The following is a 22,548-nucleotide window of genomic DNA, read 5'->3' on the forward strand; positions in this document are numbered from 1 at the left end:
CGAATGGCGTGAGACGACCTAATTCTCGCCGGGAGATCACGTGAGCAGGAAACTCTATTCGCTTTGCGGTGCCGACAGGGCCCGACCTTTCTCGCCGCATGTCTGGAAGACCAAGCTGTCGCTTGCGCACAAGGGGCTCGACTTCGACGTCGTGCCGATCGGTTTTACCGAGATCCCCAAGGTGGAGGAGGGTGCTACCAAGCTCGTGCCGCTTCTGCGCGACGGCGAGCGGCTGGTACAGGACAGTTTCGAGATCGCCGTCTATCTCGACGAGAACTACCCGGACCGACCGTCGCTGTTTGGCGGACCGGGTGGAATGGCCATGGCCCGCTTCGTCGAGGGCTGGTCGCAGACGACGCTGCATCCGGCGATTGCCCGCATCATCATTCGGGATATTCACGACAGCCTCGATCCGGTCGATCGGGTGTATTTTCGCGAAAGCCGGGAGGCGCGTTTCGGCACGTCGCTCGAAGCGGTCGCTGAAACCGGCACTGCCGCCCTTGCAACCTTCTCCGACAAGCTCGAGCCGTTGCGCCATATGCTGAAGTTTCAGCCCTATCTCGGCGGCGAACGGCCACTCTTTGCCGATTACATCGTCTTCGGCGCGCTGCAGTGGGCGCGGATCGTGTCGCCGCAACGCCTGCTTTCTCCCGCCGATCCTGTCGCAGCCTGGTTCGAGCGCTGCCTCGACCTGCACGGTGGGATAGGCCGCTCTGTGACAGCGGCGTGAAACCCGCAACGGTCGCGGCGAATCGTTAGCGAGCCCCCTTGTTTTGCGCAGAATTGGCGGCTAATGAACCGCCACTTCTCAAGAAAACAAGGGAATTGAGCCAATGGCGATTGAACGTACCTTTTCGATGATCAAGCCGGACGCAACGAACCGTAACCTGACCGGCGCCATCACCAAGATGCTCGAAGACGCCGGCCTGCGTGTCGTCGCTTCCAAGCGCGTCTGGATGAGCCGCCGCGAAGCTGAAGGCTTCTACGCTGTTCACAAGGAACGTCCGTTCTTCGGCGAACTCGTCGAGTCCATGTCCTCCGGCCCGACCATCGTTCAGGTTCTCGAAGGCGAAAACGCCATCGCCAAGAACCGCGAAATCATGGGCGCCACCAATCCGGCAAACGCTGACGAAGGCACGATCCGCAAGATTCACGCGCTTTCGATCGGCGAAAACTCGGTCCACGGTTCGGATGCTCCGGAAACGGCTGCCGAAGAAATCGCATACTGGTTCTCCGGCACCGAAATCGTCGGCTGATTCAAGTTCTGCGTTTTGGGCCGTAACGGCTTGAAATGATTCGATTGAGCCGGAGCGGCAACGCTCCGGTTTTTTCATGTCGCGCAGCGCGCGGTTTTAAAACGCTCCGGAGCCTTATCGCCCCAGAAGACCTCCGGGTTCTTGTGGTAGGCGGGCCCTTCGACAAGTGGCTTGGCCGGCAGGATATCTTGGTCGATATCGGAGGTGACGGTGGTCTCCAGTGTCTGCAGCGTTTCGCCGGCAGGTCCCTTCACCTCGATCGTCACCGCATAGGGCCTTTCCTTTTTCACGCAGGTCAAATCAGGACTTTCCAGCACCACTCTGTCGAGCTTTGGAAAGAGCTTGCGCGTCAAGGTCAGCGGCTCGCCCCCGGCGGGGTTCTCGAAGGTCGCAATAACGATGCTTCCCTCGGGTACCGGTTCGAGCTTGCTGAGCGTGATTATGTAGGCCGCGTAGGCGAGCCGATAGTTGAAGACGAACATCTTGCCGGTCAACTTCAGCGGATCGGGGCCGGTCTCCCGCTGGCAGCCCGCCATCAGCATCGCCGCCATCATCGCCGCAAGCGTTGCAATCATCCTCGTCATGACTGGGCCTCCTCCTTGCTGCGATGATAGTGGCGCTTGGCCTTGCTGCGGTTGCCGCAGACCGCCATGTCGCACCAGGTCCGGCTGCGGTTGCGGCTCTTGTCCAGAAACAGCCAGCCGCAATTCGGGCAGATCTTCAATCGATCGGGTTCGGGACTGGCGGTGAGGCTGAGTGCGGAATGCGCCGTTGCCGTGTCGAGCGCGATGGCGCGTCCGCCATTGCCGGTGCTGCGCAGCACTGCGGCGATTGCCTCCAGCAGATCGGCCATCAGGTCCGCCCGATGCTCGGCAGCCGCCTGTGCCCGAAAATGCCGATCCGTCGCCTCGCGCAACCTCAAAAGTCCTGCCCGGTTCTGCTCGGCAACGGGTGAAAGCGTGCCAAAACGTGTGCTTTCGGCGCCGAACCGGTTGGCGGCGTCGGCAAAGGCGTCGAGTGCTGCAACGTCGGCGAAGCGATCAATACGCCTTGCGGCATCAAAGCGCAGAATGACGGAGTTGGCGACATCCAGCGCCAGCGCGCCGCCGGCAAATCGATGTGCGGTCCAGGTGAAGGTCATGAGCTATTCCTAACTGGCAAAAATGATTTTACCAGTTATATTGATGTTGTCACGCTCCGGATGCGCCATGCTCTATTTCCTGCAGCAGATCGCCAATGCCGTCCCGATCGCCGCACTCTATGCGGCGCTGGCCTTCGGCTATGCCATCGCCTTCGCCGTGACCCGCCGGGCCGATCTCACCTACGGCGCCCTCTTTGCCTTCTCCGGCCAGATGTTCGTGCTGTTTGCGGATTTCGGCTGGAACCGGCTGTGGCTGCTGCTGCCGGCAGCGCTCGGCCTTGGCGCCGCCGCCGGTCTGACGCTTGGTGTTGGGGCAGGGCTTGTCGCCGGGCGTTACGTGATGCGCCCGCTCGCGTTCTCGTCAGCCAACACTGTCGTCGTCGCGTCGCTCGGGACCCTGCTAGTGCTGATGGAAACGGCGCGGCTGGCCTCCGAAACGAAGAGCCTGTGGCTGCCGCCGTTTCTGAACGGCAACATCGTCTTCTGGCCCGACCCCAAATTCCCGGTGACGCTGACGGTGATCCAGTTGCTCAACACGCTGTTGATGGTGGCGCTGGTGGCGGCCGGTCACTGGTTTCTGACGCATAGCGGCGCCGGACGGTCGTGGCGGGCGGTGTCGGAGGATCGTGGCGCGGCCGCCCTTTGCGGCATCGATGCGGCCCGTGTCTATATCGTCGCCTATGGCGCCGCATCGCTGATCGCCGCCTGCTGCGGTATCCTGGCTGCGTCCTACTATGGCAACATGGATTTCGGCACCGGGCTCACGTTCGGGGTCAAAGTGCTGTTTATCGCCGCGATCGGCGGCCAGACATCGCCGCTTTATGCCGCGCTCGGCGCAGCCGCCATCGGCCTTCTCGAAACACTCTGGGGGGCCTATGGCCCGATGCTCTGGCGGGATTTTGCGATCTTCGGCTTCCTCGTCATCGTGCTTGCGGTCACGCGACAGGAAAAAGTCATCCCGTAATCCGCGCGTGGAGCATCGATCCCGCGTGTCAGCGCTTCCAGCGATCACGCGCCGTGTCGTCGGCATCCTTGGCGCTGACCCAGCTGCCAGCCGTGCCATCGGTCAAGTGTTCCTTCTTCCAGAAGGGCGCAGATGTCTTGAGGAAGTCCATGATGAAGCTGGCGCCATCGAAGGCTGCCTGGCGATGGGGCGAAGCGGTGACCACGAGCACGATGTTCTCGCCGGGAATGATCCTGCCGTAGCGATGGATCGCCGTTGCTGCCTGCAGCCCGAAGCGTTCGACCGCCAAGTTGCAGATGCGTTCGATCTCGGCCTCGGCCATCCCGGGGTAATGCTCTAGTTCGAGAGCGGCAAGCATGCCCGCTTCGTCGCGGCAGAGGCCCGAAAACGTCACGACCGCCCCAATGTCGGGGCGGTCGGACGAAAGCTTGGAAACCTCGGCCGAAAGGTCGAAATCCTCGCGCTGCACACGCACGGTGACGGGCGCGCCCATGGTGTCAGCCACCGGTCATCGGCGGGAAGAGGGCGATCTCGCGCGCACCGGCGATCGGTTCGCCATGCTCGACATGTTCCTGGTTGATCGCCGCGCGGATGACGTTCTGGTGCTCGAGCGCCGTCTCGTATTCCTCCCCCAGCGTCTTCAGATGCGCAAGCAGGTCGGCAATGGTGACGACGGCCGCCGGAACCTCCAGCGTTTCCTCACCCTTGCCGATGCGTTCGCGCACCCAGGAGAAATAGACGAGATTGACGGTGCTCATTCGTTGACCACGTGCTTCAGGCCGGCGCGGAAATAGTCATAGCCGCTGTAGAGCGTGATCGCCGCGGCGATCCATAGCAATACGATACCGGCCTCTGTCGTATAGGGCAGGATCTTGTCGCCAGCGGGGCCGGCGAGCAGGAAGACGATCGCCACCATCTGGATCGTCGTCTTCCACTTGGCGATACGGGTGACGGGAACGCTGACCTTGAGTGCCGCCAGATACTCGCGCAGGCCCGATACCAGGATTTCACGGCACAGGATGATGATCGCGGCCCAGATCGACCAGCCGGCAATCGTCTGGTCAGCGGCGACGAGCAGCAGGATCGAGGCGACCAAGAGCTTGTCGGCAATCGGGTCGAGCATCTTGCCGATGTTCGAGGTCTGATTCCAGATGCGGGCGAGATAGCCGTCAAAGAAGTCGGTGATCGAGGCGATGGCAAAGAGAATGACCGCCGTCCAGCGTGCGAAATCCGAACTGTGCAGCCGGCCTTCGATGAAGAAGCAAAGCACGATCAGCGGCACGATCAGGATTCGGAAATAGGTGAGCAGGTTGGGGATGCTGTAGGCGACGGGCTTGGGCATGGATTCGGGTTCTCTGTCTTCCTCGGAGGTACAGAATGACTTTGCGGCCCTCAGGTCAACAAATCATTGTGCGAAGGTTGTCATAATTGGCGCATCTCACCTGAACGTCGGGTGAATTGCCATCGCGTAATTCCTTAAATCGGCATCGATTTAACGGCGAAATTATGCAGCAAGTTTGAACCTTTACAGCGTCCCTTGCGCGTCATCTTCGACGCGCGGCGCTGCAAGGGTCATTTTGCCGCGTCCTCATGGAAATGCTCGTAGACCAGCCGTGCGACGGCCTCGGAAATGCCGTTGACCGCCATCAGGTCGTTCATCCCGGCGCGGGAAACGGCCTTGGCGGTACCGAAATGGGTGAGCAGAGCGCGTTTACGCGTCGGCCCGACGCCGGCGATCTCGTCCAGTGGGTTCTTGACCATCTCCTTCTTGCGTCGGGCGCGGTGCGAACCGATGGCAAAACGGTGCGCTTCGTCGCGCAGGCGCTGGATGAAATAGAGCACCGGGTCCCGCGGCGGCAGCGTGAAGCTGTCGCGCCCGAGCGCAAAGAAACGCTCGCGCCCGGCATCGCGGTCGACGCCCTTGGCAACGCCGATCGCCGTCACGCAATCCTCGACATCAAGTTCTCTAAGGATCGCACGCACGGCGGTCATCTGTCCCTGGCCGCCGTCGATCAGGATAACGTCAGGCCAAGCCGGGAAGGCGGCGTCGTCGGCGATCTCGACTGTCCGGTCCGGCTTGCCTTCTTCCTTGAGCAGGCGCGAGAAGCGACGGGTCATCACCTCGCGCATCATGCCGAAGTCGTCGCCGGGCGTGATGTCGGCCGATTTGATGTTGAACTTGCGGTACTGGCCTTTGACGAAGCCTTCGGGGCCGGCGACCACCATGCCGCCGACGGCATTGGTGCCCATGATGTGCGAGTTGTCGTAGATCTCGATCCGGCGTGGTGCGCGCTCAAGCTTGAACGTTTCTGCAAAGCCTTCGAGCAGTCGCGACTGCGATGCGGTTTCCGCCAGCTTGCGGCCGTGCGCCTCGCGGGCGTTGGCGAGCGCATGGTCGACAAGGTCCTTCTTCTCGCCGCGTTGCGGCACCTGGATCGACACCTTGTAACCGGACTTTTCGCTGAGCGCCTGGCCAAGCAGTTCCTGTTCCTCGACCGCCTCGCACAGCAGGATCTGCCGTGGACAGGGCCTGTCGTCGTAGAACTGCGCGAGAAACGCCGAAAGCACTTCGGCGGTCGGCAGTGACGGGTCTGCCTTCGGGAAATAGGCGCGGTTGCCCCAGTTCTGTCCGGTGCGGAAGAAGAACACCTGGATGCAGGAGATGCCGCCTTCGTGGTGGATCGCAAAGACGTCGGCCTCTTCGACGCCGGCCGGATTAATGCCCTGGTGGCTCTGCACGTGGCTGAGCGCGGCAAGGCGGTCGCGATAAAGTGCCGCGCGTTCGAAGTCGAGGTTTTCCGAGGCCTCGCCCATTGCCGCCGCGATCGTCGCCTTCACCGCCTGGCTCTTGCCGGAGAGGAAGTCCTTGGCTTCGCGCACCAGCTCGGCATAGCCGTCATTGCTGATTTCGCCCGTGCAGGGCGCCGAACAGCGCTTGATCTGATGCAGAAGACAGGGACGCGTGCGCGTCTCGAAGACGCTGTCGGTGCAGGTTCTTAAAAGGAATGCGCGCTGCAGCGAATTGATCGTGCGCCCGACGGCGCCGGCCGAGGCGAAGGGGCCGAAATAATCGCCCTTTCGGCTGCGCGCGCCGCGATGTTTGTAAAGGGCGGGTGCACGGCTGTCGCCGGTGACCAGAATATAGGGAAAGGATTTGTCGTCACGCAGAAGCACGTTGAAGCGCGGCCGAAGGCGCTTGATCAGGTTGGCTTCGAGCAGAAGCGCCTCGATCTCGGTGCGGGTGGTGACGAACTCCATGTTCGCGGTTTCGCGAATCATCCGCGAAATGCGGTTGGAGTGGCCGCGGCCCTGGGCGTAGTTGCCGACGCGCTTCTTCAGGCTGCGCGCCTTGCCGACATAAAGGACGTCGCCGGCGTCGTTGAACATGCGATAGACGCCGGGGCCGTTCGGAAGCCGTTTCACGAAGGCCTGGATCAATTCGGCGCCTTTGAGCCCCTCGACCTCATTGTGATTCTCGGCCCATTCGATAGCCGGGCCTGCGGGCGCACTTTCGGGCGCCTCGATCAGGTCGTCGTCGTCTTCGGCATCATTGCCGTCATAGAGGATGCCGCCGTCGGTCGGCACGCGTCCGTTCATTCCACTATCTCCCTGATGTCGGGCGTCTCCCAGGCGAGGTGCTGGCCGCCGTCCAGCGCGATCATCTGTCCGGTAATCGACGGTGTGCCGAAAAGGAAGCGGATCGTCCGCCCGAATTCGGCGAGCGCCGGACCGCGCCTGAGGATAAGTGCATCGACCTGTGCCTGGAAATCGCGAGGATCCTGCCGCTCGTTCGGCAATGTTGGCCCTGGGCCGATGCCGTTGACGCGAATATCCGGCGCAAGTGCCTGAGCCATCGTTTGTGTTGCCGTCCACAGCGCGGACTTGGATAACATATAGGAATAAAAGCGCGGGTTTGGAGACCAGACGCGCTGGTCGATCACATTGATGACGAGGCCCGAGACGCCGCGCGGCAATTGGCGGGCAAAATCGCGAGCGAGCAGGGACGGGGCTTTCACGTGCAACGCGAAATGGCGATCCCATACGGTTTCGTCGAAAGCGTCGAGGCTATCCTTCTTGAACAGCGAGGCATTGTTGACGATCAGGTCGATCGGACCGAGCGCCTCATTGACCTGAGCCATCAGTGCCGCGGTTTCCTGCGTGTCGGTCAGATCGGCCTTCACTGCAACGGCGCCGACTCCTCTTTCCGTCAATGAGGCCGCCATAGACTTCGCCTCATCAAGCGAGCCATTGGCATGGATTGCGACCGCGAAGCCATGGGCCGCGAGGTCCTCAACTATAGCCTTGCCGATCCGTTTGGCGCCACCGGTTACGAGTGCCGCCTTCAGTGCTTTCTTCAACGTTTCATCCCGCTTTTCGAATCTTCGCGCACGCGGACGAAGATATAGGCAAGAAACGCCGCCCTGAAACTCTCCCTGACGATTCATTTCGCAAAAATTAATGGAATTCGCGTAAATTGTATTATTTTGAAGTTATATAGTATATCTTTCGTTAATCTTGAAAGATGGTTAATAAAATCCCTGTGGCGTGAAAGCAACATCAAATTTTGGACGTGATTGTGCCACCAAAATTTCACATTTTGGCTCTTGTGAATCCTCATTTGCTGGCCAATTTCAGATCAACCGGGCGGGTTAATTGAAAGTTGTCCGATGTTTCATTGAGGGATCCCAAACCTCGGGGCATCGGTTCGTAAAGGAGAATATTTATGCGTACGCTCACCACCACCCTCATGGCTTCGGCCGTATCCCTCATCGCCTTCCAGGCCGCCCAGGCTGCAGACGCGATCGACGAAGTTCCGGCAGCTCCCGCAGCCGAGTACACCGAACCGGCAGTCAAGAACTGGTCGGGCGCCTATGTCGGTGGTACCGCTGATTGGCACCATGGCCAGGCTGATGCGACCGGCGACGCCACTTCGGCTGGTTTCGGTGGCGGTCTTTACGGCGGCTACAACATGCAGAGCGGCCAGATCGTTTACGGCGGTGAAGCCGACGTCGGCTACTCCGGCCAGGATTCCACCCGTGGTGACCTGCGCATGAAGCAGGGCGTCAACGGCTCGCTGCGCGCTCGCGTCGGTGTCGATCTGAACCCGGTCCTGCTCTACGGTACGGCAGGTCTCGCCGTTGGTCAGGCCAAGGCATCGACCCCGGCTGGTTCCGACAAGAACACCATGATCGGCTGGACGGCTGGTGCCGGTGCGGAAACCTTCGTCACCGACAACATCACGGCACGCGTCGAATACCGTTACACGGACTACGGCTCGAAGGACTTCAACGTTGGTGGCACCAACGTGTCTTCCGGTTACGATGAGCACAGCGTCCGCGTCGGTATGGGCGTAAAGTTCTGATCGGCAACCTGCCTGATCAAGGAAAAGGCCGGGGAGACCCGGCCTTTTTTCATGCTTTGAATTTCGAATAATCCGGGAAGTGCTTTTCGAATTTTGCCGGCCAGTTCTTCAGCTTGGCACGGCCGCGTTGCCATTCGCCGCTGAAGCGCAGCTCGATGTAGCGAAGCAGCGCTGCAAGCGCGAAATGCCCCGCATGCAGCTTGGCTCCCGTCTTGGGCAGATTCTCATTCAGATGATCGAGGCTCCGTTCGACCTTTTCCCACTGCCTGTCGATCCAGGGCTGATGCACCTTTTCCGGCGGATGGAACCGCTTCTCGTAGACGATCGCCAGCAGGCTGTCGCAGATGCCGTCGCACAGCGCCTCGAAGATTTCGATATCCAAACGCTTCCCGGCATTCTTCGGGTAGAGCTTGCCCTTCGTCTCCCGGTCGATGAAATGCATGATGGTGCGGCTGTCGTAGATCGCCTTGCCGTCGCCGGTAACCAGCGTCGGGATCTTGCCGAGCGGATTGCTGCCGATGAGTTCCGGCGAGTTGGCGTTGGTATCGGTCAAGACGCTTTCGGCCGACAGCCCGGCATAGTGCGCAGCCATGCGGACCTTGTTGGAGTAGGGGGACGATGGCGAGTAAAGTATTTTCATCGAGCATCTTTCTCTTTCGCGCATGACTTCCAAAGCGAATGTCGGAAGAGCGGGCGCAGTTTCATAATATCGAGCCACATGCGGTCGGCCCATGCATCGGTCTAGGATGCCGGTGGCAGCGTCACGGTGTCCCTTCGGCAGGCTTGGCGATCCACCTCGGGGCAAGGGCGGAAATTCAGCGCCTTGTCGAAGCAGATCCTGATTTCCTCCAGCCGCTTGCCCTCGCAGGTAACAGCGACGGCGTTTGTCGTCATGCCGGGATTTCTGGCCACGAACCCGGCCTCGATCGCGCTGACGGACAGTGAGTTTTCTCGACGTGATGCGCTGAGTTCCGCCGGCAACGCGACGCGCTCGCGCGCCGCCCGGGTCACGGCGAAATAATCCTGTTGGCTCAGGCCCGAGCAGGTTCCATGCTTGCGCCACTGATGGCCGATCAGCCCCATGGACGGAATGAGATCGAGATATTGGCGGCCGAGCGCCTCCGGCACGCGATCCGATTGCCGCGTCGGGCAGAAATCGGAATAGCCCCGGTCATTCTGCGGCCACAGGCCGTGGACGATCAGCCCGCGATTGCTGCCGAGCTTGCACTGGCCGGTCTTGCCGGACGGATCGTTGTCGTCGCACCAGGTCGGCGACCACGAGAGCGAGAGAACGTAGAAATCAAAGCCCTGGCCGGCGGATAGGACGACGTCCGATTTTGCACGGTTCGACGCTGGCGGCAGCGGCTTTTTCTCGGCGCCGTCGTCGCTGCAGCCGGCAAGTGCCAGGGCGAAGAAAAGCGCCGGCAGCAGCCGGCGCTGTGGGTAATGCTCTGGCATTGTCAGCGAAGCGAAGCGCAATAGGCGCCGTAGACATACCAGGGGTCGAGGCCACCGACGCAGAACTCGATGTTGCGGCCAATGCCGGCAAAGCCCCAGTTGCGCTCGATGAGGTAGTAGAGCGGCCGTTGATCGCCATCCGTCATGACGGCGGTCGCGCGGCAATACTCGCGCTCAACCCGATGGGTATAGTCCCGCAGTTCAAGCCGGTTCTGACCCATGTTGCGGATCTCAGCGATCGAGAGATTGGCGTGCAGATAGTTCGCCGCCTTGTATTCGAACCGCGAGGTGATGAAGCCGAGAACCGAGGCATCGCCGCAGACACCCGCGCTATAGGATGTCGGCTGGTCGCGATAGGTCCCGAGATAGTCGGCAGCCGAGGCGGCAGGCGCTGCCATGGCGGTAAGGGAAAGCGAAGCGAGAAGCGTTGCGGCGAGCTTGCGAGTCATGGGCGTCTCCCTGGATCGTCCCGCAAGATTGCTGCTTTCTGAGCCTTTCAGTCAAGGCCCCGGGTTGTCGCTTCTTCACCACGCAGCCAGAAGCAGCGTGCCGAAGCGAAACGATCTTGCCCCAGTCGGGTTTTAAGGAAAGGCAGCAGCACCTCGAGTTCGCCCTTGAGCGTGAACGGCGGGTTGACGATGATGAGGCCTGAGCCCGAGAGTCCCGTGGTCTCGCGATCGCTGCGCACCGAAAGCTCGGCGCAAAGCATCTTCGGGATTTCGAGCGCCTTGAGGGCTTCGTGGAAGGCCTTGATCGGCGCATTCTTCTTCAGCGGGTACCAGAGGCAGAAGGTGCCGCCGGCAAAACGGCGATAGCCCTTAGCGAGGCCGTCGGCGAGCCGTTCGTACTCGCCTTCTATCTCGAATGGCGGGTCGACCAGGATGAGGCCGCGCTTTTCCTTGGGCGGCAGGTGGGCGCCAAGCGCCAGCCAGCCGTCGAGCTCGGTGATTCGGCTCTGGAAGTCACCATCGAAAAGCCGGTGCAGGGTCTCGTAATCATCCGGGTGCAGCTCCATCGCCGACAGACGGTCCTGCGGGCGAAAAAGCATGCGAACCAGCTTCGGCGAGCCGGGATAGCGCGTCAACTCGGGGCCGGGATTAAGCTCGCGAACCGTCGCAAGATAGGGCTCAAGGATGGCGGCAACCGGTGCCGGCAGGTCGCCTTCGAGCAACCGGCCGATGCCGTCACGCCATTCGCCGGTCTTCTGGGCTTCTTCGCCCGACAGATCGTAGAGGCCGATGCCGGCGTGGGTGTCGAGAACCCGGAACGCCTTCTCCTTCTGCTGGAGATAGGTGACGAGGCGCGCCAGCACCGCGTGCTTGAGAACATCGGCGAAATTGCCCGCGTGATAGATATGCCGATAGTTCATGAGGGCCGCCGATGGCTGTGATCAATTGTTTCGATGGATGGGCGTTTGGCTCTTTGAGCCCGATTGTCGATGCCATATAGAAAAGCCATGAACGTTGCGACCCCCATCAAAGCAGAAAAGTCGATCGGCCACTCCGTCTGTCCGCACGACTGTCCCTCCGCCTGCGCACTGGAAGTGGATCTGACCGTTGAAGGCCGGATCGGCCGCGTGCGCGGCGCTGCCGCCAACACATATACCGCCGGCGTCATCTGCGCCAAGGTCGCGCGCTATTCCGAGCGCATCTATCATCCCGGCCGACTGATGGTGCCACAGCGTCGGGTCGGGCCAAAGGGCAGCGGCAACTGGCAGGAGATTTCCTGGGAGGCGGCGCTCGACGAAATTGCCGACCAGTTCGCCAAGGCCGAGCAGAAGTACGGTGCCGAGGCTGTCTGGCCCTATTTCTACGCCGGCACCATGGGGCAGGTGCAGCGCGATTCCATCGACAGGCTGCGCCACGCCAAGCGCTATTCCGGCTTCTTCGGTTCGATCTGCACCAACATGGCCTGGACCGGCTTTTCGATGGCGACCGGCTCGCTGCGCGGCCCCGACCCGCGCGAGATGGCGAAGTCCGACTGCGTGGTGATCTGGGGAACCAACGCGGTCGCCACGCAGGTCAACGTCATGACCCACGCAGTGAAGGCCCGCAAGGATCGCGGCGCCAAGATCGTCGTCATCGACATTTACGACAACCCCACGGTCAAGCAGGCCGACATGGGCCTGGTGCTGAAACCGGGCACGGACGCGGCGCTTGCCTGCGCCGTCATGCATGTCGCCTTCCGTGACGGCTATGCCGACCGCGCCTATATGGCCGAATTCGCCGATGACCCGGCGGGGCTCGAGACACATCTGAAATCGCGCACGCCGGAATGGGCGTCGGCGATCACCGGCCTTTCCGTCGAGGAGATCGAGGCGTTCGCGAAACTCGTCGGCACGACGCCGAAAAGTTATTTCCGCCTCGGTTATGGCTTTACCCGCCAGCGCAACGGCTCGGTCGCGATCCATGCGGCCGCTTCCATCGCCACGGTGCTCGGCTCGTGGAAGCACGAAGGCGGCGGCGCGTTTCACTCGAACAACGACATCTTCAAGCTCGACAAGCGCGAACTCGTCGGCACGGCGTTCCACGATCCTGATGTGCGCATGCTCGACCAGTCGCAGATCGGCCGGGTCTTGACAGGCGATGCCGAGGCGCTGCGCCATGGCGGCCCGGTGACGGCGATGCTGATCCAGAACACCAATCCGGTGAATGTCGCGCCGGAACAACGGCTGGTGAAACGCGGCTTCCTGCGGGACGACCTGTTTGTCGCGGTGCATGAACAGTTCATGACCGACACGGCGCAGCTTGCCGATATCGTGCTGCCGGCAACCATGTTCCTGGAGCACGACGATCTTTATCGGGGCGGCGGCCATCAGCACATCCTGATCGGGCCGAAGGTGGTGGAGCCGCCATCGACGGTGCGCACCAATCTCTTCGTCATCGAGGAACTGGCAAGGCGGCTCGGGGTTGCCGATCATGCCGGCTTCGGGTTGACCGAGCGCCAACATATAGACCGGCTGCTCGCCAACTACGGCATCGGCTATGACGAAATGAAGCGCGAGAAGTGGCTCGACTGTCAGCCGGCATTCGAGGACGCGCATTATCTCAAGGGCTTCGGCCACCCCGACGGTAAATTCCGCTTCAAGGCGGACTGGACCGGCACGCCTGCGCCAAACCGCCCGCCGAAGTCGATGGGTCTGCAGGGGCCGCATGCGGCACTGCCGGAGTTCCCTGACCATGTCGACCTGATCGAAGTCGCCGACGCGGAACATCCCTTCCGCCTTGCGACGTCTCCGGCCCGTTCCTTTCTCAACTCGACCTTTGCCGAAACTCCGTCCTCGATTCAGAAGGAAGTCCGCCCGATAGTGATGATGCATGCGGACGATGCCGCGTCGCTCGGCGTCGGCGACGGTGACATCGTCAAGCTCGGCAATCAGCGCGGCGAGGTGCGCCTGCACGTCAGGGTCGGTGGCGGCGCACGACGCGGCGTCGTGATCGCCGAAGGCCTGTGGCCGAACGGTGCCCATCTCGACGGGGAGGGCATCAATGTGCTTACTGGCGCCGATGCCGTCGCGCCCTATGGCGGCGCGGCCTTCCACGACAACAGGGTCTGGGTGAAACCCGCTCCCTAGCCAACGGATGCCTTCATGAGCGGCGACCATCAGCATGCAGATGTCAGCAACACGCCGGTGTCGCGTCTCTGGGGTGCGCTTGGCCTGACGGGTGGGTTCATGTTGGCCGAGGTCGTCGGCGGCATTCTGACCGGCAGCCTGGCGCTGATCTCGGATGCGATGCATATGCTGACCGACGCGGCGGCATTGGCGATTGCGCTGGTTGCCATCCATGTCGGTCGCCGGCCGTCGGATCTGCTGCGTACCTATGGCTATGCCCGCTTCGAGATTCTTGCCGCTGCCTTCAACGCCCTGCTGCTGCTCGCCGTCGCCTTCTACATCCTCTACGAGGCGTGGAAGCGCCTGTCGCTGCCGCAGGAAATCCAGTCCGGCGGCATGCTGCTGATCGCTGTCGTCGGCCTTGTGGTCAACCTGATATCGATGCGGCTTCTGACCAGTCACAAGGACGAAAGCCTCAACGTCAAGGGTGCCTATCTCGAGGTCTGGTCGGACATGCTCGGCTCGGTGGCGGTGATCGCCGGTGCGGCAATCATCTGGTTCACCGGCTGGCAATGGGTCGATTCGCTCCTCGCCGTCGGTTTCGGCTTCATGGTTTTTCCCCGCACCTGGGTGCTGCTGAAGGACTGCGTCAACATTCTGCTGGAAGGCGTACCTCCAGGCATGCGTCTGGCGGATGTGCATGCGGCGATCACCACCGTGCCCGACGTCGCCTCGGTGCATGATCTGCATCTCTGGGCGATCACCCAGAGCCAGCCATCGCTGACGGCCCACGTCGTGCTGGCCGAGCTTGCCGACGGCGAGACCGTGCGCCGTGCGATCGAACAACGCTTGCGCGACGAGTTCGACCTGCACCACACAACGCTGCAGATGGAGCGCGAAAGCTGCGCGCTCTCGGAACATATTCATTGACGGTCGACCGCGACCGCATTCTTTCCTCTCCGGACCAAGGACCCTGCCATGACGAAACACCACGATCCGCGTGTCAGGATCATCGAACGACGCACGCTCTCGGATGGTTTCATTCATCTGGAGGAAATCACTCTTGAGCAGGACATGTCCGACGGCGGCACGGCGACGCTGAAGCGTGAAGTGCACGACCATGGCAGCGCCGCGACCATCCTGCTGTTCGATCCTCGCCAGCAAAGCGTCGTGCTCGTCCGCCAGCTGCGCGTGCCCGTGCTGCTACAGGGCGATCCCGCCTATATGATCGAAGCGCCGGCGGGTCTGCTCGACGACGATACCCCGGAGGTTGCCATCTGCCGCGAAGCGCTGGAGGAAACGGGATATCACGTCGATGGAGCCACCCACCTCTTCGATGCCTATATGAGCCCTGGCGCGCTCACCGAGCGCACCAGCTTTTTCGTTGGGCTTATTGATGTCACCGAAAAGGCCGGTGATGGCGGCGGCCTGGCGCATGAGGGCGAGGATATCGAGGTTCTCGAAATTCCCTTCGATGAAGCCTTCGGCATGATTGCGACGGGCGAGATATGCGATGCCAAAACCATCATGCTGCTGCAGTGGGCTCAGCTGAACCGTAGTTCGCTTACGGTGTAAGATCTTGTTTTGTAAGCAAATAATACATTACGGATATTTCACTTTTTGATCGTTCTTCGGTAGGCTACAGCGCTGATGTCTTCATCAGTGACATGGGCAACCCATGACGTCCTCCCTCACGGAACGTGCAGCCAACGACGATCAGCAGGTCGAGGCAGGGTGGGGCCTCTTCCTGCGTCGTAACCGGCGCTACCTTCAGGCGCTTGCGACATTGCTGGTGATCGCCCTTTTCGGCCTGGCGATTTTCCACCTGACCTCCGAAGTGCAGTATGACGATGTGGTCCAGGCGCTTGCCGATACCAGCTGGGCCTCTGTCGCCGCGGCCGTCCTCTTCACCACCTTGAGCTTCTTTGCGCTCACTTTCTATGATGTCGGCGCGCTCGATTATGTCAGGCGCAAGCTGCCCTATGCCGACGTTGCGTTGACGGCGGCCTGTGCCTATGCCGTCGGCAATACCGCAGGCTTTGGCGCCCTGAGCGGCGGCGCCATCCGCTACAGGTCCTATTCGCGCCTGGGCATCGAACCGGAAAACATCGCCCGGATCATCGCCTTCGTGACGCTCGCCTTCGGGCTTGGGCTGCTGACGGTCACGTGCCTGAGCTTGCTTGCCGTCGGCGAATATGTGGCGCCCTTGACGGGTCTTGACCCTTTCTGGCTGCGCATGATCGCGGTTGCCATTCTCGGCGTCGTGCTCGCTGTCTTCGTCAAGGCGCGCGACGGTCATGAGGTCAGCCTCGGGCGCTTCACGCTGCGCCTGCCGGATTCGCGCACGTCTTCGCGCCAGTTCCTCGTCACGGCGCTGGATCTGGCGGCTTCGGCAACGGTGCTCTATGTGCTGCTTCCGGCGGGAACGATCGGTTGGCCGGCCTTTCTGGCGATCTATTCGCTTGCCGTTGGCATCGGCGTGCTCAGCCATGTGCCGGCCGGGCTCGGGGTCTTTGAAACGATCATCATCGCCACACTCGGCCACAGCACCGATGTCGATACCATCCTCGGTGCGCTGGTTCTCTACCGCGTCATCTATCACGTCCTGCCGCTCTTGATCGCAATCGCGGTGGTCGTCGGTATCGAGCTTCGGCAGCTTTCCGGCCATCCCGTCGCTTCCAGCGTGCGCCGTATCGGCGGCCGCATTACGCCGCTTCTGCTGGCGACGTTCGGCATCGTGTTGGCGATCATGCTGGTGCTGTCGAGCGTCACGCCGACACCGGATGAAAACCTTGCTTTCCTCGAGGGCATGCTGCCGCTGCCGATCGTCGAGGGCGCGCATTTTCTGGCAAGCCTGCTCGGGCTTGCGCTGGTCATCGTCTCTCGCGGCCTCGCGCAGCGGCTCGACGGCGCCTGGTGGGCGTCGATCGCAATCGCCATTGGCGCACTTCTGCTTTCGCTGATCAAGGCGATCGCGCTGGTCGAGGCCGGCATGCTCGCCTTCTTCCTCGTCGGTCTCGTCGTCAGCCGCCGCCTGTTCGTGCGGCCGGCTTCCCTCTTCGGCCAGGCGCTGACGCTCCCGTGGTTGACGGCGCTCGGCGTCATCTGCCTGGGCGGTCTCGTCGTCCTGCTGTTCGTCTATCGCGACGTCGAATACAGCCACCAACTCTGGTGGCAGTTCGAATTCTCCGCCGAGGCGCCCCGCGGCCTGCGTGCGCTTCTGGGTGTGACGATCGGCGCCAGCGCGCTTGCGATCTGGAGCCTGATGCGCCCGGCGGCTTCGGGTGCCGAGCCGGCAACCGACGACGCCATGGAGCGGGCATTGGCGATCGTCGAGGCGCAGGACATGTCCGATGCCAATCTGGTGCGCATGGGCGACAAGAGCCTGCTGTTCTCCGCCGATGGTCGCGCCTTCATCATGTATGGCCAGCGCGCCCGCTCGTGGATCGCGCTGTTCGATCCGGTGGGGCCGGTGGACGCCTGGCCGGAACTCATCTGGCAGTTCATCGAAAAAGCGCGCGCCAGCGGTTGCCGCGCGGTGTTCTACCAGGTTTCGCCGCTTGGTCTGGCCTACTACGCCGATGCGGGGCTACGGGCTTTCAGGCTCGGCGAACTCGCCCATGTCGATCTCACGCGTTTCGAGATGAAGGGTGGCAAATGGGCCAATCTGCGCCAGCAGGTCAGCCGCGCCCAACGGGACGGGCTGGCGTTCAAGATGGTGGCGCCAGTCGATGTTCCTGCGATCATGGGCGAGCTGACCGCGATTTCCGATGCATGGCTTGCCCATCACAACGCCAAGGAAAAGGGCTTCTCCCTCGGCGCCTTCGACCCCGAGTATCTTGCCGAGCAGCCGGTGGCGATCCTCACCTACGATGGGCGGATCGTCGCCTTCGCCAATATCCTGGTGACGGCAACCAAAGAGGAAGGCACGGTCGATCTCATGCGCTTTTCGCCGGACGCCCCCAAGGGGGCGATGGATTTCCTCTTCGCCCAGGTGATGGAATATCTGAAGGCCGAGGGATACCGTACCTTCAATCTTGGCATGGCGCCGCTGTCGGGCATGTCCTCGCGCCAGAGCGCGCCGGTCTGGGACAGGGCAGGGCGAACCTTCTTCGAGCATGGCGAGCGCTTCTACAACTTCAAGGGTCTTCGTGCCTTCAAGTCGAAGTTCCACCCGCATTGGCAGCCGCGCTACCTCGTGGCGAGCGGCGGCATCAATCCGATCCTTGCCTTGATGGATGCGACTTTCCTCATCGGCGGCGGCCTCAAGGGAGTGATGAAGAAATGATGCGGATCGCGAACATCTGGAAGCCCCTGGCGGGAGCCGTCCTTCTGGCGACGGCGGCGATTGCGCCGGCTTTGGCGCAGGAGAAGCCAGCAACCTACGACACGGGCATGATCCCGGCGCCGCACATCCTCATTCCGAACGACAGGGTATCCGCCCTTGTCGTTCTTTTGTCCGGTGCGGATGGCTGGAGCGACAAGGAGGACGCGGTCGCCCGCACGCTCGTCGACGACAAGGCGGTCGTCATCGGCATCGATCTCAAGGCCTATCTGGCCGCTCTTGCCAAGGACGACGGCGACTGCGTCTACACGGTGTCGGATATCGAAGCGCTGAGCCAGCAGGTCCAGCGATCGCTGAAGAGCGATGCCTATCTGCCGCCGATCGTTGCCGGCGTCGGGGCAGGCGGGGCCATGGCACTAGCGATCGCGGCCCAGACCCCCGCCGCAACCATCGGCCAGACGCTCGCGGTCGACCCGGAGGAAGGCCTTGCACTGACGAAGCAGCTCTGCACGCCGGCGGACAAAACCCGGAAGGGCGACCACATGGTCTACGGCCTGACGGATGGCGCTTTGCCGGATCCGATCTCCGTCGTCTTTACGCCGACGGCATCCGACGAGGGCAGAAACCATGTGGCCGCGCTCGTCGAAAAACACCCTGATATCACGCAGGAGGAGAGCGACGACGAAGCCTACACGGCGCTGACCGGCCATCTCACTGATCTGATCGACAGCGAGGCCGCGGCCGACAATCCGTTCGGCTTGCCCCTGACCGTGCTCGACACCAAGCCGACACGCGATACCATGGCGGTGATCTATTCGGGCGATGGCGGCTGGCGTGATATCGACAAGCAGGTCGGCGACGTCTTGCAGCAACAGGGGGTTCCTGTCGTCGGCGTCGATTCTCTGCGCTATTTCTGGTCCGGGCGCGATCCGCAGGCGACGGCCGACGATCTCGCCAATGTGATGGACTACTATCGCAAGCGCTGGAACGTGCGCAATGTTCTGCTGATCGGCTATTCCTTTGGCGCCGATATCCTGTCGCGCACCTTCAATCTGCTCTCGCCCGGCGAGCGCGCTCGCGTGCGGCAGGTCACGCTGATGGCGCTGTCGCATCAGGTCGACTACAAGATCTCGGTACTTGGCTGGCTCGGCGCGGCAGGGCAGGGCGACGGTGGCGACCCGCTCGACGACATCAAGCGCATCGACCCATCTCTGGTGCAATGCATCTATGGCACGGAGGAAGAAGACGATGCCTGCCCTGACCTGAAGGGCACCGGTGTCGATGTCGTCGCGATCGAAGGCGGCCACCATTTCGACGAAAACTATCCGGCGCTGACCCGGCGCGTGCTCGACGCACTCGATCGTCGGCTCGCTGCGTCAAAGTAGGCGTGACCAGCCTATTCGGCCGGTGAGATCAGCATTGGCTGCGCTTGTGTCTGTGTCTCGCCGCGCGTGACTGCGCGTCCGCCTTCCATCCAGACCTTGCCTTCCGCCAGCAGCCGCAGCGCCATCGGATAGGTCCGGTGCTCAACCGTCAGCACGCGGGCGGCAAGTGTCTCGGCAGTGTCGCCGTCGACAATGGGAACAACAGCCTGCGCGACGATCGGGCCATCATCCATGCCTTCGGTGACGAAGTGCACGGTACATCCCGCCACCTTCATGCCGGCGTCGATGGCGCGCTGATGGGTGTGGAGGCCGGGAAAGAGCGGCAGAAGCGACGGATGAATGTTGATGATCCGACCTTCGTGGCGCTGGATGAAGGTCGCCGACAGCAGTCGCATGTAGCCGGCAAGGCAGATGATGTCGGGGGACAGCCGCTCGAGTTCGGCAAGGATCGCCGCTTCGTGCGCGTCTTTGCTGTCGAAATCCTTGCGCAGGAACGCATAGGTCGGGATGCCGAGCGCCGCAGCCTTGGCAAGACCCCCGGCATCGGCCTTGTCGGCGATCACTGCGACGATCTCGGCCGGAAAACCAGGCTCGGCCGCGGCCTTGGCCAGCGAGAGCATGTTGGAGCCGCCGCCCGAGATGAAGACGACGACTTTTTTCCTGCCTGCCGTCACGTCGTTCATCATAGGGCGAGGCTGCCCTTGTAGATCGTGCCATGGGCGCCCTCGGCACGGGCGACCATGCGGCCGAGCGTGAAGACGGTTTCGCCCTCGGCCTCGAGCGCGGCTGCAACCTCCTGCGCCTTTTCCGCCGGAACGACGGCGATCATGCCGACGCCGCAGTTGAAGGTGCGCAGCATTTCGTTGGCAGCGACGCCACCGGTCTGAGCAAGCCAGGAGAAGACCTTCGGTGCCTTGATGGCATCGAGATCGATCTCGGCTGCAAGATGCTTCGGCAGCACGCGCGGAATGTTCTCGGGGAAGCCGCCGCCGGTGATATGCGCCAGTGCCTTGATCGAGCCGGTTTCGCGGATCGCCTTCAGGAGCGGTTTCACATAGATGCGGGTCGGCGTCATCAGGAGGTCAGCCAGCGTGCCTTCGCCGAAGGGCGCCGGGGCATCCCAGGCAAGACCCGACAGCGCCACGATCTTGCGCACCAAGGAATAACCGTTGGAATGAACGCCCGACGAGGCGAGACCGAGAATGACGTCGCCTTCGCCGATGTCGCCCGCCGGAAGCAACTGGCCGCGTTCGGCCGCGCCGACGGCAAAGCCGGCAAGGTCATAGTCGCCGCCGGAATACATGCCCGGCATTTCCGCGGTCTCACCGCCGATCAGCGCGCAGCCGGACTGGCGGCAGCCGGCGGCTATGCCGGCAACGATCGCGGCACCCTGATCGGGATCGAGCTTGCCGGTGGCGAAATAGTCGAGGAAGAACAGCGGTTCGGCACCCTGGACCACCAGGTCGTTGACGCACATGGCAACGAGGTCGATGCCGACCGTGTCGTGCTTGTTGGCGTCGATGGCGATCTTGAGCTTGGTGCCGACGCCGTCATTGGCGGCGACGAGCACCGGGTCGGTGAAGCCGGCGGCCTTCAGGTCGAACAGGCCGCCGAAGCCGCCGATCTCGCCGTCGGCGCCCGGGCGCCGGGTCGAGCGCACATGCGGCTTGATTTTCTCCACCATCAGATTGCCGGCATCGATATCCACGCCTGCGTCACTGTAGGTGAGGCCGTTCTTTCCCGACTGGCTCATGCTGGTTCTCCAAGGCTGGTCGTGCGACAGGTATTTTGCGGATGCGAATTGCACGACGGGCAAGGGAGTGCAAGCCGACAGCCTGCCTTCGCGGCCTTTTTTCACCATTTTGCCCATATCCCACGGGCAAGAAACGGCTCGAGGCTTCAATTTACCGGGCTGGGAAGCACGTGGACTTGACCGGCGCGCGGCGAGCCCCCTATCTCCTCAAACAGATTATGATGCGGCAAAAGCATGCTTGGCGTGTTACGGGGAACACCATGGACATAAGAGTCAGCGGTTCGGGACTTCAGCGCCAGGTGATTTTCTGGCTGCTGGTGCTTGCCGCCTTCATCGCCTTCCTGATGGTTTTCAGCTCGATCCTGCTTCCTTTCCTTGCGGGCATGGCGCTTGCCTATTTCCTCGATCCGGTCGCCGACCGTCTCGAGCGGCTCGGCCTCAGCCGGCTGATGGCGACCGTCCTCATCCTGATCGGCTTCGTGGTGCTCTTCGCCCTGTCGCTGATGATCATCATTCCGGTAATCTTCACCCAGGCCGCCGACTTCATTCAGAAGATGCCCGGTTATATCGCCAAGCTGCAGGCGCTATTGACCGACAGCCAGTCGACGCTGTTGCCGGATTGGCTTGCCGACCAGATGACGGCGATCAAGCAGAATTCGGCCAAGCTCCTGGAGCAGGGGGCCAGCTTCCTCGGCACGCTTTTCCAGCAGCTCTGGAACTCCGGCATGGCGTTGCTCGACATTCTGTCGCTGTTCGTCATCACGCCGGTCGTCGCCTTCTACCTGCTGCTCGACTGGGACCGGATGGTCGACCGGGTCGACAGCTGGGTGCCGCGCGACTATGTCGGCGTCGTCCGCCAGATCGCCCGCGACATGAACACGACGATCGCCGGCTTCGTTCGCGGCCAGGGCTCGCTCTGCCTCATCCTCGGCCTTTACTATGGCATCGGCCTGTCGCTCGTCGGCCTCAATTTCGGCCTGCTGATCGGCCTCTTTGCCGGGATGATCAGCTTCATCCCCTATGTCGGATCGTTGGTCGGTCTGGTCCTGGCCGTCGGCGTCGCGCTTGTGCAGTTCTGGCCCGATTATCTCTGGATCGGGCTTGTCGCCGCCATATTCTTCAGTGGCCAGTTTCTGGAAGGCAACATCCTGCAGCCCAAGCTTGTGGGCAAGAGTGTCGGCCTGCACCCGGTCTGGCTCATGTTCGCCCTGCTTGCCTTCGGCGCGCTCTTCGGTTTCGTCGGGCTTCTGGTTGCCGTTCCGGCGGCTGCTGCCATCGGCGTGCTTGTTCGCTTCGGCATCCAGCGATACCTTGATAGCGATCTCTACCATGGACACGGAAAGGTCGCGGCGAAGAAGGCAAAGGGCGATCAGCCCGGCTGATAGTCCCAT

23 protein-coding genes are annotated in these 22,548 nt (G+C 62.1%); 10 read left to right on the plus strand and 13 right to left on the minus strand.

All coding sequences use genetic code 11. The features are described 5' to 3' along the window. Positions 1-40 precede the first annotated feature (40 nt). Positions 41-730: a glutathione S-transferase family protein gene (locus BC363_RS22575; RefSeq protein ID WP_065787231.1), complete on the plus strand. Its 690-nt coding sequence runs from the start codon at positions 41-43 to the stop codon at positions 728-730. 103 nt (positions 731-833) lie between these two features. Beyond that, on the plus strand, positions 834-1,256 hold the full coding sequence (ndk, locus tag BC363_RS22580) for a nucleoside-diphosphate kinase (RefSeq protein ID WP_065787230.1): 423 nt from the start codon (positions 834-836) through the stop codon (positions 1,254-1,256). A gap of 74 nt (positions 1,257-1,330) precedes the next feature. Here ndk and BC363_RS22585 read toward each other — a convergent pair whose 3' ends face one another. Together BC363_RS22585 and BC363_RS22590 are read right to left on the minus strand one after the other, a co-directional pair. Next, the gene (locus BC363_RS22585; protein WP_065787229.1) at positions 1,331-1,840 is read right to left on the minus strand and encodes a hypothetical protein; all 510 of its coding nucleotides are present in this window, start codon (positions 1,838-1,840) and stop codon (positions 1,331-1,333) included. Then, entirely contained in the window at positions 1,837-2,397 is a 561-nt protein-coding gene (locus tag BC363_RS22590; RefSeq protein ID WP_065787228.1) for a CGNR zinc finger domain-containing protein, read from the minus strand. Before BC363_RS22590 ends, BC363_RS22585 begins: the two co-directional genes overlap by 4 nt. Positions 2,398-2,464: 67 nt before the next feature. Here BC363_RS22590 and BC363_RS22595 point away from each other — a divergent pair, with 67 nt between their 5' ends. Further along, complete coding sequence (locus tag BC363_RS22595; RefSeq protein WP_065787227.1) at positions 2,465-3,361, plus strand: branched-chain amino acid ABC transporter permease; 897 nt, start codon at positions 2,465-2,467, stop codon at positions 3,359-3,361. Between the two features lie 28 nt (positions 3,362-3,389). On the opposite strand, the gene BC363_RS22600 is transcribed toward BC363_RS22595, so the two are convergent. From BC363_RS22600 to BC363_RS22620, 5 genes are all read right to left on the minus strand, one after another. After that, positions 3,390-3,854, minus strand: coding sequence for a molybdenum cofactor biosynthesis protein MoaE (locus BC363_RS22600; RefSeq protein WP_065787226.1), 465 nt, complete (start codon positions 3,852-3,854; stop codon positions 3,390-3,392). Between the two features lie 4 nt (positions 3,855-3,858). Then, a complete protein-coding gene (gene moaD / locus BC363_RS22605) occupies positions 3,859-4,119 on the minus strand; it encodes a molybdopterin converting factor subunit 1 (protein ID WP_065787225.1) in 261 nt (86 codons plus the stop codon). Continuing rightward, complete coding sequence (gene pgsA / locus BC363_RS22610) at positions 4,116-4,703, minus strand: CDP-diacylglycerol--glycerol-3-phosphate 3-phosphatidyltransferase (RefSeq protein ID WP_065787224.1); 588 nt, start codon at positions 4,701-4,703, stop codon at positions 4,116-4,118. Before pgsA ends, moaD begins: the two co-directional genes overlap by 4 nt. Before the next feature lie 230 nt (positions 4,704-4,933). After that, positions 4,934-6,958, minus strand: coding sequence for an excinuclease ABC subunit UvrC (gene uvrC, locus BC363_RS22615; protein ID WP_065787223.1), 2,025 nt, complete (start codon positions 6,956-6,958; stop codon positions 4,934-4,936). Then, positions 6,955-7,719 (minus strand): SDR family oxidoreductase, encoded by a 765-nt coding sequence (locus BC363_RS22620; RefSeq protein ID WP_065787222.1) that lies wholly within the window; start codon positions 7,717-7,719, stop codon positions 6,955-6,957. The genes uvrC and BC363_RS22620 overlap by 4 nt, the downstream gene beginning before the upstream one ends. Positions 7,720-8,084: 365 nt before the next feature. On the opposite strand from BC363_RS22620, the gene BC363_RS22625 reads away from it, so the two are divergent. Then, positions 8,085-8,723 (plus strand): outer membrane protein, encoded by a 639-nt coding sequence (locus BC363_RS22625; RefSeq protein WP_065787221.1) that lies wholly within the window; start codon positions 8,085-8,087, stop codon positions 8,721-8,723. Positions 8,724-8,772: 49 nt separating this feature from the next. On the opposite strand, the gene BC363_RS22630 is transcribed toward BC363_RS22625, so the two are convergent. The 4 genes from BC363_RS22630 to BC363_RS22645 all read right to left on the minus strand — a co-directional run bounded on the left by BC363_RS22630 (position 8,773) and on the right by BC363_RS22645 (position 11,550). Then, positions 8,773-9,363 carry a glutathione S-transferase gene (locus tag BC363_RS22630; protein ID WP_053246953.1) on the minus strand — a complete coding sequence of 197 codons (591 nt, stop codon included), beginning with the start codon at positions 9,361-9,363 and terminating at the stop codon, positions 8,773-8,775. A gap of 101 nt (positions 9,364-9,464) precedes the next feature. Next, entirely contained in the window at positions 9,465-10,181 is a 717-nt protein-coding gene (locus BC363_RS22635) for a ribonuclease T(2) (RefSeq protein WP_083223768.1), read from the minus strand. A 2-nt stretch (positions 10,182-10,183) separates the two neighbouring features. Continuing rightward, positions 10,184-10,630 (minus strand): hypothetical protein, encoded by a 447-nt coding sequence (locus BC363_RS22640; protein WP_065787220.1) that lies wholly within the window; start codon positions 10,628-10,630, stop codon positions 10,184-10,186. Positions 10,631-10,677: 47 nt separating this feature from the next. After that, on the minus strand, positions 10,678-11,550 hold the full coding sequence (locus tag BC363_RS22645) for a 23S rRNA (adenine(2030)-N(6))-methyltransferase RlmJ (protein ID WP_065787219.1): 873 nt from the start codon (positions 11,548-11,550) through the stop codon (positions 10,678-10,680). Between the two features lie 69 nt (positions 11,551-11,619). On the opposite strand from BC363_RS22645, the gene BC363_RS22650 reads away from it, so the two are divergent. From BC363_RS22650 to BC363_RS22670, 5 genes are all read left to right on the plus strand, one after another. Next, complete coding sequence (locus tag BC363_RS22650) at positions 11,620-13,755, plus strand: molybdopterin oxidoreductase family protein (RefSeq protein ID WP_065787218.1); 2,136 nt, start codon at positions 11,620-11,622, stop codon at positions 13,753-13,755. Positions 13,756-13,770: 15 nt separating this feature from the next. After that, the gene (locus BC363_RS22655; RefSeq protein ID WP_065787217.1) at positions 13,771-14,664 is read left to right on the plus strand and encodes a cation diffusion facilitator family transporter; all 894 of its coding nucleotides are present in this window, start codon (positions 13,771-13,773) and stop codon (positions 14,662-14,664) included. Positions 14,665-14,712: 48 nt separating this feature from the next. Next, on the plus strand, positions 14,713-15,309 hold the full coding sequence (locus tag BC363_RS22660) for an NUDIX domain-containing protein (protein ID WP_065787216.1): 597 nt from the start codon (positions 14,713-14,715) through the stop codon (positions 15,307-15,309). Between the two features lie 103 nt (positions 15,310-15,412). Beyond that, positions 15,413-18,022: a bifunctional lysylphosphatidylglycerol flippase/synthetase MprF gene (gene mprF, locus BC363_RS22665; RefSeq protein WP_065787215.1), complete on the plus strand. Its 2,610-nt coding sequence runs from the start codon at positions 15,413-15,415 to the stop codon at positions 18,020-18,022. Next, positions 18,019-19,404, plus strand: a complete 1,386-nt coding sequence (locus BC363_RS22670; protein WP_083223767.1) for an AcvB/VirJ family lysyl-phosphatidylglycerol hydrolase — start codon at positions 18,019-18,021, stop codon at positions 19,402-19,404. Before mprF ends, BC363_RS22670 begins: the two co-directional genes overlap by 4 nt. Before the next feature lie 11 nt (positions 19,405-19,415). Here BC363_RS22670 and purN read toward each other — a convergent pair whose 3' ends face one another. Together purN and purM are read right to left on the minus strand one after the other, a co-directional pair. Further along, entirely contained in the window at positions 19,416-20,087 is a 672-nt protein-coding gene (purN, locus tag BC363_RS22675) for a phosphoribosylglycinamide formyltransferase (RefSeq protein WP_065787346.1), read from the minus strand. Next, the gene (gene purM / locus BC363_RS22680; protein WP_065787214.1) at positions 20,087-21,157 is read right to left on the minus strand and encodes a phosphoribosylformylglycinamidine cyclo-ligase; all 1,071 of its coding nucleotides are present in this window, start codon (positions 21,155-21,157) and stop codon (positions 20,087-20,089) included. Before purM ends, purN begins: the two co-directional genes overlap by 1 nt. Before the next feature lie 260 nt (positions 21,158-21,417). Between purM and BC363_RS22685 the strand changes: the two genes are divergently transcribed. Next, positions 21,418-22,539, plus strand: a complete 1,122-nt coding sequence (locus BC363_RS22685) for an AI-2E family transporter (RefSeq protein ID WP_065787213.1) — start codon at positions 21,418-21,420, stop codon at positions 22,537-22,539. The last annotated feature ends 9 nt before the right edge of the window (positions 22,540-22,548 follow it).

Origin of the sequence: Ensifer sp. LC384 (assembly GCF_001695865.1) — a bacterium.
GTDB lineage: Bacteria > Pseudomonadota > Alphaproteobacteria > Rhizobiales > Rhizobiaceae > Ensifer.

Coding starts and splice junctions, on each gene's coding strand:
- ndk (WP_065787230.1), top strand. CDS start 834: ATGGCGATTGAACGTACCTTTTCGATGATCAAGCCGGACGCAACGAAC.
- BC363_RS22585 (WP_065787229.1), bottom strand. CDS start 1,840: ATGACGAGGATGATTGCAACGCTTGCGGCGATGATGGCGGCGATGCTG.
- BC363_RS22590 (WP_065787228.1), bottom strand. CDS start 2,397: ATGACCTTCACCTGGACCGCACATCGATTTGCCGGCGGCGCGCTGGCG.
- BC363_RS22595 (WP_065787227.1), top strand. CDS start 2,465: ATGCTCTATTTCCTGCAGCAGATCGCCAATGCCGTCCCGATCGCCGCA.
- BC363_RS22600 (WP_065787226.1), bottom strand. CDS start 3,854: ATGGGCGCGCCCGTCACCGTGCGTGTGCAGCGCGAGGATTTCGACCTT.
- moaD (WP_065787225.1), bottom strand. CDS start 4,119: ATGAGCACCGTCAATCTCGTCTATTTCTCCTGGGTGCGCGAACGCATC.
- pgsA (WP_065787224.1), bottom strand. CDS start 4,703: ATGCCCAAGCCCGTCGCCTACAGCATCCCCAACCTGCTCACCTATTTC.
- uvrC (WP_065787223.1), bottom strand. CDS start 6,958: ATGAACGGACGCGTGCCGACCGACGGCGGCATCCTCTATGACGGCAAT.
- BC363_RS22625 (WP_065787221.1), top strand. CDS start 8,085: ATGCGTACGCTCACCACCACCCTCATGGCTTCGGCCGTATCCCTCATC.
- BC363_RS22630 (WP_053246953.1), bottom strand. CDS start 9,363: ATGAAAATACTTTACTCGCCATCGTCCCCCTACTCCAACAAGGTCCGC.
- BC363_RS22635 (WP_083223768.1), bottom strand. CDS start 10,181: ATGCCAGAGCATTACCCACAGCGCCGGCTGCTGCCGGCGCTTTTCTTC.
- BC363_RS22640 (WP_065787220.1), bottom strand. CDS start 10,630: ATGACTCGCAAGCTCGCCGCAACGCTTCTCGCTTCGCTTTCCCTTACC.
- BC363_RS22645 (WP_065787219.1), bottom strand. CDS start 11,550: ATGAACTATCGGCATATCTATCACGCGGGCAATTTCGCCGATGTTCTC.
- BC363_RS22650 (WP_065787218.1), top strand. CDS start 11,620: ATGCCATATAGAAAAGCCATGAACGTTGCGACCCCCATCAAAGCAGAA.
- BC363_RS22655 (WP_065787217.1), top strand. CDS start 13,771: ATGAGCGGCGACCATCAGCATGCAGATGTCAGCAACACGCCGGTGTCG.
- BC363_RS22660 (WP_065787216.1), top strand. CDS start 14,713: ATGACGAAACACCACGATCCGCGTGTCAGGATCATCGAACGACGCACG.
- mprF (WP_065787215.1), top strand. CDS start 15,413: ATGACGTCCTCCCTCACGGAACGTGCAGCCAACGACGATCAGCAGGTC.
- BC363_RS22670 (WP_083223767.1), top strand. CDS start 18,019: ATGATGCGGATCGCGAACATCTGGAAGCCCCTGGCGGGAGCCGTCCTT.
- purN (WP_065787346.1), bottom strand. CDS start 20,087: ATGAACGACGTGACGGCAGGCAGGAAAAAAGTCGTCGTCTTCATCTCG.
- purM (WP_065787214.1), bottom strand. CDS start 21,157: ATGAGCCAGTCGGGAAAGAACGGCCTCACCTACAGTGACGCAGGCGTG.
- BC363_RS22685 (WP_065787213.1), top strand. CDS start 21,418: ATGGACATAAGAGTCAGCGGTTCGGGACTTCAGCGCCAGGTGATTTTC.